Source organism: Amycolatopsis vancoresmycina (assembly GCF_000716785.1).
GTDB lineage: Bacteria > Actinomycetota > Actinomycetes > Mycobacteriales > Pseudonocardiaceae > Amycolatopsis > Amycolatopsis vancoresmycina.
Genome location: NZ_JNYY01000016.1, coordinates 185,825 through 198,152 on the forward strand (window position 1 = coordinate 185,825; position 12,328 = coordinate 198,152).

At 70.3% G+C, this 12,328-nt stretch carries 9 protein-coding genes; 6 read left to right on the forward strand and 3 right to left on the reverse strand.

Annotated features, from left to right (window positions below):
* Nucleotides 1-112: 112 nt before the first annotated feature.
* On the forward strand, nucleotides 113-1,750 hold the full coding sequence (locus OO60_RS32600) for a CotH kinase family protein (protein WP_003081101.1): 1,638 nt from the start codon (nucleotides 113-115) through the stop codon (nucleotides 1,748-1,750).
* Here OO60_RS32600 and OO60_RS32605 read toward each other — a convergent pair whose 3' ends face one another.
* Entirely contained in the window at nucleotides 1,751-2,617 is an 867-nt protein-coding gene (locus OO60_RS32605; RefSeq protein ID WP_033262782.1) for a DUF3616 domain-containing protein, read from the reverse strand. It abuts the gene before it with no gap.
* Between the two features lie 136 nt (nucleotides 2,618-2,753).
* On the opposite strand from OO60_RS32605, the gene OO60_RS32610 reads away from it, so the two are divergent.
* The 5 genes from OO60_RS32610 to OO60_RS32630 all read left to right on the forward strand — a co-directional run bounded on the left by OO60_RS32610 (nucleotide 2,754) and on the right by OO60_RS32630 (nucleotide 9,661).
* Nucleotides 2,754-3,716 (forward strand): Lrp/AsnC family transcriptional regulator, encoded by a 963-nt coding sequence (locus tag OO60_RS32610; protein ID WP_033262783.1) that lies wholly within the window; start codon nucleotides 2,754-2,756, stop codon nucleotides 3,714-3,716.
* Nucleotides 3,717-3,813: 97 nt separating this feature from the next.
* Nucleotides 3,814-4,644 carry an LLM class flavin-dependent oxidoreductase gene (locus OO60_RS32615; RefSeq protein ID WP_033262784.1) on the forward strand — a complete coding sequence of 277 codons (831 nt, stop codon included), beginning with the start codon at nucleotides 3,814-3,816 and terminating at the stop codon, nucleotides 4,642-4,644.
* A gap of 274 nt (nucleotides 4,645-4,918) precedes the next feature.
* On the forward strand, nucleotides 4,919-6,322 hold the full coding sequence (locus tag OO60_RS32620; protein ID WP_205624130.1) for a glycoside hydrolase family 10 protein: 1,404 nt from the start codon (nucleotides 4,919-4,921) through the stop codon (nucleotides 6,320-6,322).
* Nucleotides 6,307-7,662: a glycoside hydrolase family 43 protein gene (locus tag OO60_RS32625; RefSeq protein ID WP_003073880.1), complete on the forward strand. Its 1,356-nt coding sequence runs from the start codon at nucleotides 6,307-6,309 to the stop codon at nucleotides 7,660-7,662. The genes OO60_RS32620 and OO60_RS32625 overlap by 16 nt, the downstream gene beginning before the upstream one ends.
* A 25-nt stretch (nucleotides 7,663-7,687) precedes the next feature.
* Nucleotides 7,688-9,661, forward strand: coding sequence for a family 43 glycosylhydrolase (locus OO60_RS32630; RefSeq protein ID WP_033262785.1), 1,974 nt, complete (start codon nucleotides 7,688-7,690; stop codon nucleotides 9,659-9,661).
* 173 nt (nucleotides 9,662-9,834) lie between these two features.
* Here OO60_RS32630 and OO60_RS32635 read toward each other — a convergent pair whose 3' ends face one another.
* Both OO60_RS32635 and OO60_RS32640 read right to left on the reverse strand, forming a co-directional pair.
* Nucleotides 9,835-10,557: a trypsin-like serine peptidase gene (locus tag OO60_RS32635; RefSeq protein WP_003073884.1), complete on the reverse strand. Its 723-nt coding sequence runs from the start codon at nucleotides 10,555-10,557 to the stop codon at nucleotides 9,835-9,837.
* 25 nt (nucleotides 10,558-10,582) lie between these two features.
* Nucleotides 10,583-11,986 carry a hypothetical protein gene (locus OO60_RS32640; protein WP_003073885.1) on the reverse strand — a complete coding sequence of 468 codons (1,404 nt, stop codon included), beginning with the start codon at nucleotides 11,984-11,986 and terminating at the stop codon, nucleotides 10,583-10,585.
* Nucleotides 11,987-12,328: the final 342 nt, after the last annotated feature.

Consider the following 12,328-nt stretch of genomic DNA (forward strand, 5'->3'; position numbering starts at 1 on the left):
CCACCGCCCGCCCCGGCCATCGGTGATACACCAACGGAAATGGTATCCGCCCCGGAATTTTCGCGACAATTCCGTCGCCGGGTTCGCGCGAATTCCGCCGTACAATGGCCGGATGAGCAGCCAGGAACAGCAGGCCCTCGACGCGCTCTACGACGTCGACAACGTGCTCACGATCGATATCGTGCTGCCGCAGGCGGACTGGGACGCCGTGCGGGGCGAGCAGCCCGCCGGCGGGGTGTGCAACTTCGACTGGGCCGGCGGAAGCCGTTACACCTGGCGGAAGGCGACGTCGGTCGAGATCTCCGGGACGAAGTTCCCGGCGCGGACCTCGTTTCCCGACGTCGGGATCAAGAAGAAGTCGTTCTGCGGTTCGATCGACAGCGACAAACCCTGCCTGCACATCGACTTCGGCAAGTTCCTCGACGCGAACAAGGGGCCCGTCCAGCAGCTGATCGGTTCGCGGTACCTGACGCTCAACAACTCCGTGCAGGACCTCTCCTATCTGCGGCAGCTGCTCGGGTACAAACTGTTCGAGCTCGCCGGTCTCCCCCATTCCCGCGCCAACTACGCGCGCGTGCTCGTGAACGGCACGCCGATCGGGCAGGGCGTGGCCCGGGTCAACAGCCCCGGTGTCTTCGTGAACGTCGAACCGATCATGCCCCGGTACATCGAACGCAACTTCGGGGACCACAAGGGGAACCTGTACGAGATCGAGCACCAGGACGACTTCGTCGACGGCCGGTTCTCCTTCGTCGGCGTGGAACCGCTGTCGAGGTTCGACGACAAGGCCGACCTGCGGTTCGCCATCGACCACCTCGCCGCGCACGGGCTCGCCGGCGCGGCCGACGTCTTCGACCTCGACCAGTTCACCCGGCTGTACGCGATGGAGTTCTTCCTCAAGCACTGGGACGGCTATTCCCGGAACACCAACAACACCTACGTCTACAACGACGTGGACGCCGTCGCGCAGCCGGGCGTGGACGACATCGACTTCAAGCTGATCCCGTGGGGCCTCGACCAGACCCTGCAGCCCGCCCGCCACTTCCGCCTCGACACGGCCGGGCTGCTCGCCAAGCTGGTGCGCGACGACCCCGGGCGGCGGGCGCAGGTGTTCGACCGGATCCGCGAGTACCGCGAAACCGTGTTCGGCCGCCGGACCCAGCAGGAGGTCCTCAAGCCGCTGCTCGACCGGATGGCGGCGGTGCTGACCGGGCTCGGCGTCCCGGACGTGCCCGCCCAGCTCACGATCGTGCGCAAGCAGCTGCGGCTGGCCACGTCCGCCGGCTACCTCTGCGGCGGCCTGCCGGGCGCCGAGGGCGCGTACGTCCGCGACGACGTCACCAACGAATGCATGCACGCCGGCGCCTCCGAGGCGGTCGCGGACGGCTTCGAGGTCACCCACCGGCTCCGGCCGGCGAACGTCGACGACGCGGACCTGTGGTGCTTCGCCCCTTCCGGCGGCGGTCAGGGCGGCGGGCAGTCGGTGCGGAGCAAGGCGTCCGGCCGGTTCCTCCACGCGACCGCGACGACGTCGGCCCAGGGTCACCCGCTGCTCGCCACGCAGGCCGCGGACGACGCGTTTTCGGTCGTCCCGGCCGACCCCGCCGACGACGAATTCACCTCCGGCGGCCGGTTCACGCTGAAGAACGTCCGCACCGGCCTGAGCGCGGCGTTCGGCGCGGACCCGACGCCGGCCGGGAAACCCCGCGTGTACCAGGACCCCGCGCCCACGCAGCTGTACTTCACCTGATCAGAGCACCGCGTACCCGCCGGCGTCGTCGACGACGAGGAGCCGCTCCTCGCCGTCGACCGTGAAGGCCGTGACGCCTTCCGGCTTCGCGGTCCGGTGGAAGGCGACGTCGAGCAGCTCGACCCGGCCGCGGCCGGGGTGCCAGGTGCCGAGCCGGAACGGCGCGTCGCCGTCGCTGGCCGACCGCCCGAGCAGCACCAGCAGGTCCCCGGCCCGCCCGGCACCGGCCAGGTCGCGGATGCCCCACGGCACGGCCGGGTCCGGCAGCGGCAGCGCGACCACCTCGGGCGCCCCGAGGACGGCGGTCGTCCACCGCGCCGCGCCGACGTCGGCCGGGACCCGGACGACGGTGGCTTCGCCGGGCGTGGCCGGCCCGCGCAGGCCGAACAGCAGGGTGCCCGCGTCCCAGGCGAGGCCCTCGACGTTCAGCCCGCCCGCATCGGGCACCAGCCGCCCGGCCGCGGCGAACTGCGGGAGGCGCGCGAGGAACCAGGCGCGGAAGCCGTCCATCGGCTCGGCGGGCAGGTCACCGTCGCGCCGGTAGCGGACGCGCACGAGACCGTCGCTGACCCGGTCCCCGTTCCCGGCGCACAGCGAAGAGGCGACGACGAGGAAGGTTTCCCCGGCCACGTCGGCCCGCGTCAGCCCTTCGGGATCGCGCAGGGCGGTCCGGCCCAGCCCGGCCAGCCGCCGCCGGTGGATCCGCTCGACCGTGGTGATCCGGGGGTCGAAGGTCAGTTCGAAGAGGGAGCCGGGATCCTTGTTGTCGACGAAGACGAAGTGCCGCGAGCCGACCCGGACCACGCCGGAAGCGTTGAACGGCACGGCGCCGTTCTTCTCGGGGAAGGGCACCGGCCTGACCTTCACGACGGCACCTCCCCGGACCCGCGTCCGATACCGGCTGAGTCGCGGACCCCGGCCGTGCCGTTACGGCCGGCGCGGCCGCCATCGATTTCGGCGCCAACTGCCCCCGGACGCGGTGCTCGGTGATTAGGGTTCCGGGGTGGACCGAGTGGAACTGGGATTGCTGCAGGCGCTGCAGATCTACGGGCGGGTGCCGTTCAGCCAGGTGGCCGAGGTGCTCGGCGTGTCGGACCAGACCGTCGCGCGGCGCTACCAAGCGTTGCGCGCCTCGGGCGCCGTCCGGGTCGTGGGGCAGACGGCGCCGGACGCCGTCGGGGAGGAGTCCTGGCTGGTCCGGGTCGCCTGCACGCCGGGCGCGGCCGACGGGCTCGCCCGGGCGCTGGCCAACCGGCCGGAGACGTCGTGGGTGCACATCGCCTCCGGCGGCTCGGAGATCGTCTGCATGGTACGCACCCCGGCGCAGGCGGCGACGTCGTCGGTGCTCGCCCGCCTGCCCCGCACGCCGCCGGTGACCCAGGTGAGCGCGCACTGCGTCGTGCACGTCTTCTTCGGCGGCCCCACCAGCCAGCTGACCAAGTCCGGGCCGCTGACCCGGGCCCAGGCCGAGCAGTTCCGGCCACCGGACCCGGTGCTCCCGGACGACCCGGTCGAGCTGACCGGCGGCGACCGCGCGCTGCTGGCGGAGCTGGCCCGCGACGGCCGCACCGGCTTCCGCGAGCTCGCCGCGGCGACCGGCTGGTCGCAGACGACAGTCCGGCGGCGGCTCGGCGAGCTGCGCGACTCGGGGGCGCTGTACTTCGACGTCGACTTCGCGCCCGAGGTGCTGGGGCTGCGCACGGCGGCGTCGCTGTGGCTGTCGGTGGCTCCCCGCCACCTCGAGTCCGCCGGGACCGCGCTCGCCGGGCACGCCGAGGTGGGGTTCGCCGCGGCCACGACCGGGCCGGCGAACCTGTACGTCAGCGTCCTGTGCCGCCACCCCCGCGCGCTCTACGGCTACCTCACCGGCCCGCTGGCCGCGCTGCCCGGCGTGTCCGCGGTGGAGACCGCCCCGGTCATGCGGACCCTCAAACGGTCGGAAACCGCCGTCCAGTCTTCGAAATAGGAGGATAACGCCGAAATTCGCGGCTTTCCTGGGGTTGTTCCGGCACGGCGATGACAGTGGGGCCCGTCCTGGTGCCCTCTCTGATCGGAGACCTCCCATGTCCCTCGGCCTCGGCCTGCCCGTCGCCCGCCCCGAACGGCTGCTCGACTGGGCGAAACGCGCCGACGACGGCCCGTTCCGCACCCTCGGGCTGGCGGACCGCCTCCTCTGGGACAACCCCGAGCCGCTGGTCACCCTGGCGGCGCTCGCCGGCGCGACGAGCCGGATCCGGCTGCAGACCGAGGTCCTGCTCGCCCCGCTGCGCGAACCCACGCTGCTGGCGAAGCAGGCGGCGACCCTGGACCGGCTGTCCGGCGGCCGATTCACGCTCGGCCTCGGCGTGGGCGGGCGTGCGGACGAGTTCGAGCTCGTCGGCGTGGACCTGCGCACCCGTGGCCGCCGGTTCGACGAGCAGCTGAAGCTCATGCGCGACATCTGGTCCGGCGGCCCGGTCGGCCCGGCCCCGGCCCGTCCCGGCGGTCCCGAGGTGCTGATCGGCGGGTTCGCCGAGCCGGCCCTCGACCGCGTGGCCCGGTTCGCCGACGGACTGCTGTGCGCGACCGCGCTTTCCGCGGCGGGCCGGCAGTTCGAGTACGTCGAAGCGTCCTGGGCCCGCGCCGGGCGGCCCGGACGGCCGCGGCTGGTGGGGCAGGTGACCGTCGCACTGGGCCCGGAGTCCACTGTGGAGGAAGCGCGCGAGCAGATTCTCGCCTACTACGCGTTCGATCCGCAGCTGGCGGCCGCGACGGCCGGCCGCCTGCTGACCACCCCGGCGGCGATCCGGGACGCGGTCGCGGAGTTCACCGCACTGGGCGCCGACGAGGTGGTCTGCTACTGCTGGTCACCGGACACCGACCAGGTGGACCGTCTCGCCGACGTCCTCTGCTGACCACGGGTGCGGCGGCGGCCGGTGGGCACAATTCCACATTCCCCCGTTCCCGCCGGCCGCCGCCGTGAAATTTTCATTCGTCGGCTCCGCCTTTCAGCCGAACGGTTCGGCGGATCCGCGCCGCCTCTTGTGAGCGTGAACATCCGATGCCACACTGCGTTCACCGTCACCCAGGAAAGGCGGCGGCCGGAAAGTTCCGCGGTGAATGGTGCGCCGGCTCCCGGGAATGCGTGACCGGCCCGCAACCCCGTACCCACGAAACGAAGGTGTGAACATGAAGACGAAAGCGCGGTCGTTCTCCCGAGCCGCGGCGGCTTCCGCTTTCCTGGCGACGTCCCTGGGGGTCTCGCTGGTGCTGGCCTCCTCTGCCGCCGGCGCGGCCTCGACGCTCGGTGCCGCGGCCGCCCAGACCGGCCGGTACTTCGGCGCCGCCGTTGCGGCGGGCAAGCTCGGCGACTCCACCTACGTGAACATCCTGAACCGCGAGTTCAGCATGATCACCCCGGAAAACGAAATGAAGTGGGACGCCACCGAACCCAACCGCGGGCAGTTCAACTACAGCGGCGGCGACCGGATCCTCAACCAGGCGGTCAGCACCGGCAAACGGGTGCGCGGGCACGCTTTGCTGTGGTACCAGCAGGAACCGGGCTGGGCGCAGCGCATGGAGGGCTCCGACCTGCGCGCCGCCATGATGAACCACGTCACCACGGTCGCCACCCACTACAAGGGCAAGATCTACGCCTGGGACGTCGTCAACGAGGCGTTCGCCGACGGCGGCAGCGGCGGCCGGCGCGACTCGAACCTGCAGCGCACCGGCAACGACTGGATCGAAGCCGCCTTCCGCGCCGCGCGCGCCGCCGATCCGGACGCGAAGCTCTGCTACAACGACTACAACACCGACGGCGTCAACGCGAAGAGCACCGGCATCTACAACATGGTGCGCGACTTCAAGTCCCGCGGTGTCCCGATCGACTGCGTCGGTTTCCAGTCCCACCTCTCCGGCAACCCGCCCGGTGACTACCAGGCCAACCTGCAGCGGTTCGCCGACCTCGGCGTCGAAGTCCAGATCACCGAGCTCGACATCTCCGGGTCGAACCAGGCCGGCGCCTACGGCACGGTGACCCGCGCCTGCATGGCCGTCTCCCGCTGCGCGGGCCTCACGACGTGGGGCATCCGCGACACCGACTCCTGGCGCTCCGGGGAGAACCCGCTGCTGTTCGACGGCAACGGGAACAAGAAGGCCGCCTACACCAGCGTTCTCGACGCGCTGAACGCCGGCGGCCCGACCGTGCCCACCACCCCGACGACGCCGACCACCCCGACCACCCCCACCACGCCGACCACCCCGACGACCCCGACCACCCCCACCACGACCACGCCGGTGCCGAGCGGCTGCAGCGCGTCGGTCTCCCTGAACCAGTGGAACGGCGGGTTCGTCGCGAACGTGAAGGTCACCGCGGGTTCCACCGGCCTCACCGGCTGGCGCGTGACGACGAACCTGCCTTCCGGCGCCGCCGTCACCAACTCCTGGAGCGCCGGGAACAGCGGCACCACGGGCAGCGTCACGTGGACCAACGTCAGCTACAACGGCACCGTCGCGGCCGGGCAGTCGACGGAATTCGGCTTCCAGGGCACCGGGACCGCCGAAGGGGTGACGGCCTCGTGCGCCGCAAGCTGACCTGCCTGCTGGCCGCCGTCGTGGCCGCGCTCGCCGTCGTGCCCGGCGCGGCCCACGCCGACAACCCGATCGTGCAGCACATCTACACCGCGGACCCGGCGCCGCTGGTGCACGACGGCCGGGTCTACCTCTACACCGGCCACGACGAAGACGGCTCCACCTACTTCACCATGAAGGAGTGGCGCGTCTGGTCCTCTTCGGACATGGTCAACTGGACCGACCACGGCTCGCCGATGAGCCTGTCGACCTTCAGCTGGGCCAAACAGGACGCCTGGGCGGGGCAGGCTGTAGAGCGCAACGGGAAGTTCTACTGGTACGTCCCGGTGGTCAACCGGGCCACCGGCCGGATGGCCATCGGCGTCGGCGTCGCGGACAGCCCCACCGGGCCGTTCCGCGACGCCCTCGGCCGCCCGCTCGTCGAGAACGGCGAGATCGACCCCACGGTGTTCATCGACGACAACGGCCAGGCGTACCTCTACTGGGGCAACCCGAACCTCTGGTACGTGCGGCTGAACGCCGACATGACGTCGTACTCGGGCGGTGTCAACCAGATCCCGCTCACCACAGCCGGGTTCGGCACCCGCCCGAACGGGGGCAGCCGCCCGACGATGTACGAGGAAGGGCCCTGGGTCTACAAGCGCAACGGCACGTACTACAACGTGTTCGCGGCCAAGTGCTGCTCGGAGTTCATCGCCTACTCCACCGCGCCCGGCCCGACCGGGCCGTGGACCTACCGCGGCACGGTGATGCCCACGCAGGGCAGCAGTTTCACCAACCACCCCGGCCTCGTGGACTTCAAGGGCAGCTCGTACTTCTTCTACCACAACGGCGCCCTGCCCGGCGGGGGTGGCTACACCCGCTCGGTGGCGGTGGAGAAGTTCGCCTACAACGCCGACGGCAGCATCCCCACCATCACCATGACCACCGGCGGGCCACCGCCGGCCGACACGCTGAACCCCTACACCCGGCAGGAAGCGGAAACGATCGCCTGGGGCTCCGGCATCGAGACCGAACCGGCCTCCGAGGGCGGCATGAACGTCGGGTGGATCGAGAACGGCGACAGCATCAAGGTCCGCACCGTCGCGTTCGGCGCCGGCGCGAAGTCGTTCACCGCCCGGGTCGCCTCCGCGGCCGCCGGCGGGACGATCGAGCTGCGCCTGGGCAGCGCCACCGGCACGGTCGTGGGCCGCTGCGCGGTGGCCGGCACCGGGGGCTGGCAGACGTGGACGTCGGTGTCCTGCCCGGTCACCGGCGCCACCGGCACCCAGGACCTGGTCCTGCGCTTCACCGGCGGGAGCGGCTACCTGTTCAACGTGAACTGGTGGCAGTTCGCCGCCTGAAATTTTCGTCGAGCGAAGGAACACCATGTCGTTACGTTCGCCGGTCCTGGCGGCGGCCACCGCGGTCGCCGCCGGGGCGGCCGCGACCCTGGTCGCGCTGTCCGCCCCCGCCGCGGCCGCCACCGGCTGCTCAATCAGCTACACGAAGACGTCGGAGTGGCAGGGCGGGTTCGGCGCGTCCGTGTCGATCACCAACCTCGGTGACGCGGTCAGCGGCTGGACGCTCGAGTGGTCCTTCGCACCCGGCCAGCAGGTGGGCCAGCACTGGAACGCGACGCTCACCCAGGACGGCACGCAGGTGACCGCGAAGAACGTCGCCTACAACGCCGCCATCCCCACCGGCGGCAAGGCGGAGTTCGGGTTCAACGGCACCTTCTCCGCGAGCAACCCGGTTCCCTCGTCGTTCCGGCTCAACGGCACCACGTGCACCGGCGGCGTCGACACGCCGACACCCACGACGACTCCCACCACCCCGACCACCACGACGACGCCGAACCAGCCGGGCACCTTCACGAACCCGGTGGTGTGGCAGGACTTCGCCGACGGCGACATCATCCGCGTCGGCGACACCTACTACTACTCGGCCTCCACGATGCACTACTCGCCGGGCGCGCCGATCCTGCGCTCCTACGACCTGGTGCACTGGGAGTACGCCGGCCATTCGGTGCCGAAGCTGGACTTCGGCGCCAAGTACGACCTGAACGGCGGACGCGGGTACGTCCGCGGCATCTGGGCGTCGTTCCTCAACCACCGGGCGAGCAACAACACGTTCTACTGGGGTGGCTGCATCGACTTCGCCAAGACCTACATCTACACCGCCACCGCGGTGGACGGCCCGTGGTCGCGGCACACGACGATCGACAAGTGCTACTACGACGCCGGGATGCTCATCGACGACGACGACACGATGTACGTCGCCTACGGCAACACCACCCTCAGCGTCGCCCAGCTGTCCCCCGACGGGAAGACGGAAGTCCGTTCGCAGCAGGTGTTCCAGACGCCGTCGAACATCGGCACCCTGGAGGGTTCGCGGTTCTACAAGCGCAACGGCAGCTACTACATCTTCGCCACGCGCCCGGCCAACGGCCAGTACGTCCTGAAGGCCAGCAACCCGTTCGGCCCCTACACCGTGCAGCAGGTGCTGCTGGACCTGCCGGGCCCGATCCAGGGCGGCGGCGTGCCGCACCAGGGCGGGCTGGTGCAGACGCAGAACGGCGACTGGTACTACATGGCTTTCGTCGACGCCTACCCCGGCGGGCGCGTCCCGGTGCTGGCCCCGATCACCTGGACGGCCGACGGCTGGCCGCGGCTGCAGACGGTCGACGGGCGCTGGGGCGTCACGTACCCGAAGCCGAACCTGCCGCCGCCACCCCGCCAGGTCGAGCCGATGACCGGCACGGACACCTTCCAGGGCACCGCGCTCGGGCCGCAGTGGGAGTGGAACCACAACCCGGACCCGGCGAAGTTCTCGGTCGGCAACGGGCTGAAACTGTCCACCGCCACGGTCACCAACGACCTGTATTCGGCCCGCAACACGCTGACCCGCCGCATCCAGGGCCCCACCTCCACCGCGACGGCCACGCTGGACCTGACGTCGATGCGGGACGGCGACCGGACCGGGCTCGCGATGCTGCGCGACTCGTCGGCGTGGATCGGTGTCAAGCGCGACGGCGGCCGCAACCGCGTCGTCATGGTCACCGGACTGACCATGGACGGGAACTGGAACACGACCGGCACCGGCACCGAGGTCGCGGCCGCGGACCTGCCGGGCACGAAGATCTGGCTGCGCGCCAACGCCGACATCCGCCCCGGCACCGGACGGCAGGCCCGGTTCTCCTACAGAACGGACGGGGTGACGTTCACCCCGCTGGGCAGCGGGTTCACGCTGAACAACGCGTGGCAGTTCTTCATGGGCTACCGGTTCGCCGTGTTCGACTACGCGAGCCAGTCGCTCGGCGGCGCGGTCACCCTGCAGCGGTTCGACCTGACCACGCCGTAACCCGTTCGGCGGTAAACCGGACGCCCCGGGATTTCCACCGGCCTGCACCACGGACTCGCCGCCGTCGCGGTGGTTCACTGGTCACCGGAGCCGACCCCCAGGGCTCCCGGGCCGCCGGGCCGCACGCCACGAAGGTGGCCGCCGCACCGGCCCGGCGGCCACCCCTCGGCGGGCTACTTCCAGGACTCGATTTCGGCGATCACCTCCCGGGTCAGCCGCACCGCTTCGTTGGACTTCTTGTCCGCCGCCACCCCCGCGTGGATGCCCACGGCGGCGGGCGAGCGCTCCTCCAGGTACGGCGACACCGGGGCCCCGCTCTGCCCGCCGGAAGTGGAGATCCGGTAGTTCAGGATGCGGGTGCCCGGCGGGCTGAGCAGCTTGCCGCTGTCGTACCACAGCGAGTTCTCCGGCGCCTTGTCGTCGGGGTAGCCGGCGACCTGCCACGTCGCGGCCTCCAGGCCGGTGTCCGTCGCGGGAAGCATCTGGTACAGCGTCACCTCAGATGGCAGCGGCGCCGCCAGCCCGAGCAGGCAGTAGTCGTACGGCCGGCCGCCGGAGGGGTACTGCCCCGGGTAGGTCCACGCGGTCGCCTTGACCACGCCGAACGGCGTCCGGGTGGCGTCCCGGGCGGCCTGGAACGTCACCGCGACGGCCCGGCCGCCGTTGGCCTGCTTGTAGACCGCGTGGGCCGCGGTCACCACGTACCGCGGGGCGATGGCGAACCCGGTCGACTCCCAGATTTCGCCGTCGGGCATCGTCGCCGACACCAGGCCGAGGCCCGACCAGGGCGGCTGGGTGGTCTGCTGCACCCGCTCCCGGCCGTCGGGGTGGAACGGGATGCCGACCTGGGCGTGGGCGCGGACCGGCTGGTGGAACACGGGCAGGGTGGTCGTCATGGCAGTCCTCCTTGGGGTTTCGCGGTCAGACCTTGACTCGCCGGGGTGCGGTCGAACGGCTCACGCGCGGCGCCGGCACCAGGCCGCCGGTCACCATTTCCTCGACGCGCGCCAGTACGCGGTCGACCTCTTCCGGCGATGCCGCGGTGATTTCCGGGCTGCCGTCTTCGCGGATCCCGGCCACCGACGCGAATTCGGTGAGCGCCTGGGTGTTCAGGTACGAGACCATCGTCGAGTACTGCTGCGGCGTCCACTCCCCGGATTCGACCTTGGCCATGTAGAGCAGCAGTTTCTTCCGCTTGGCCTCCTTTTCGGTGTTGATCCGCTGCTGCAGCCCGTCGTGCTTGGCCTTGGTGACGCAGCCCTGCTGCATCAGCTGCAGGTCGTAGAAGTGGCTCTCGGTCGACGCCGCGCACGGCACCGCCAGCGCCATCGAGCTGTTGAACCGGACCGGCATCATGCCCTCGAACGTCACCGTCTGGTCGAAGGTGATTTCCTGGTTGAAGAAGTTGCTGACGTACCCGACGTTGATCGACGTGGTGAACGGCAGCAGTTTCGACGCCCACTTCTCGTCTTTCGTGGGTTCCTGCGGGGTCGGGTTGGGTTCGAACTTGAACATCCCTTCGCCCGCGGTGATCTGCTTGTTGATCGCCTCGAAGAGGGTTTTGGTGCTGTTGAGCATCTGCCAGCCGAACTCGTTGCCGCCGCCGCCCTGGACGTACCGGATCTGGACGACGTTGTTCGTGATCAGGTCCTGGGTGATCTTGTCGATGCTGGTGCCCAGGTTGAACCAGCCGATGTTCAGCCCGACATCGACCTTCGTGCGGGTGTACTCCCAGACCCGCCGGAGGTCGGCGTGGATTTCGGCCACCCACGGGTCGGCGTAGAGCTCGGCCTCGCCGGAGAGGTTGATCGCGAAGTCCGGCCGCGGTTCCGCGTTGTCCTGCTCGCTGCCCACCAGTTCGGCGAACAGGCTGTTGCCGCTGCCGATCTGGTAGCCGGTGCTGGCGCCCAGCGACATCTCGTTGGGGAAGGTGGCCGAGCCGCCGGTGCCCATGTCCACGATGTGCTTGGCGAAGATCGGCTGCACGGTGACGTTGTTCAGCACCAGCGGCACCAGGTTGGGTTTCTTGACGCCGTAGACGTCCCCGATCACCTTGCTGATGTTGGCCCGCTGGGCCGTGGTGATCTCCGGCACGGCGGTCCCGGACAGGTTGCCGCCGACGCAGCTCTGGTAATCGCCGTTGCCCATGTCGACCCAGTACGGCTTGGCGTTGATGCCGTAGTAGTCGACCTTGAAGTTGCGCAACGTCTCGCCGAGGACCGAATCGATCCGCAGCGGGAAGTAGTGGAACATGTCCTGCTTGTCCTTGTCCTGGTACGCGACGACGCCATCCGCCGCGGCAGGACGGTTGAGCCTTCCGGCCATGGGAAACTCCCGAAACGAAGGAAAAGGTGAAGGGGCAGGTGCGCAATTTCGGTGGCCACCGGTTCCGCGCCTCATCGACGGTACGCAGAATTCGCGTGGCTCCATCAGTCCACGAACTGATGAGCTTCCCTCACCGCGGGTCACGACGGCTTCCCGATCGCCCGGGATTTCCCCCGGTCCGGCAGAATCGTGCCGCCAAGCGGACCGCTTTCCCCGTGGCGAGGCCACGGCGGCTTCCCCGCCCCGCCACCGGAAACCGGGCCGGCACCCGCGCCGCCGCCCGGTGAACATCGCTGCTCCACGTGAGGGAAACGCTTACCGTTCGGGGAAATCCCGGCGCGG

Excerpts from the sequence above, each read along its gene's own strand:
- OO60_RS32620 (WP_205624130.1), top strand. The coding sequence starts at position 4,919 with ATGAAGACGAAAGCGCGGTCGTTCTCCCGAGCCGCGGCGGCTTCCGCT.
- OO60_RS32640 (WP_003073885.1), bottom strand. The coding sequence starts at position 11,986 with ATGGCCGGAAGGCTCAACCGTCCTGCCGCGGCGGATGGCGTCGTCGCG.
- OO60_RS32600 (WP_003081101.1), top strand. The coding sequence starts at position 113 with ATGAGCAGCCAGGAACAGCAGGCCCTCGACGCGCTCTACGACGTCGAC.
- OO60_RS32635 (WP_003073884.1), bottom strand. The coding sequence starts at position 10,557 with ATGACGACCACCCTGCCCGTGTTCCACCAGCCGGTCCGCGCCCACGCC.
- OO60_RS32630 (WP_033262785.1), top strand. The coding sequence starts at position 7,688 with ATGTCGTTACGTTCGCCGGTCCTGGCGGCGGCCACCGCGGTCGCCGCC.
- OO60_RS32615 (WP_033262784.1), top strand. The coding sequence starts at position 3,814 with ATGTCCCTCGGCCTCGGCCTGCCCGTCGCCCGCCCCGAACGGCTGCTC.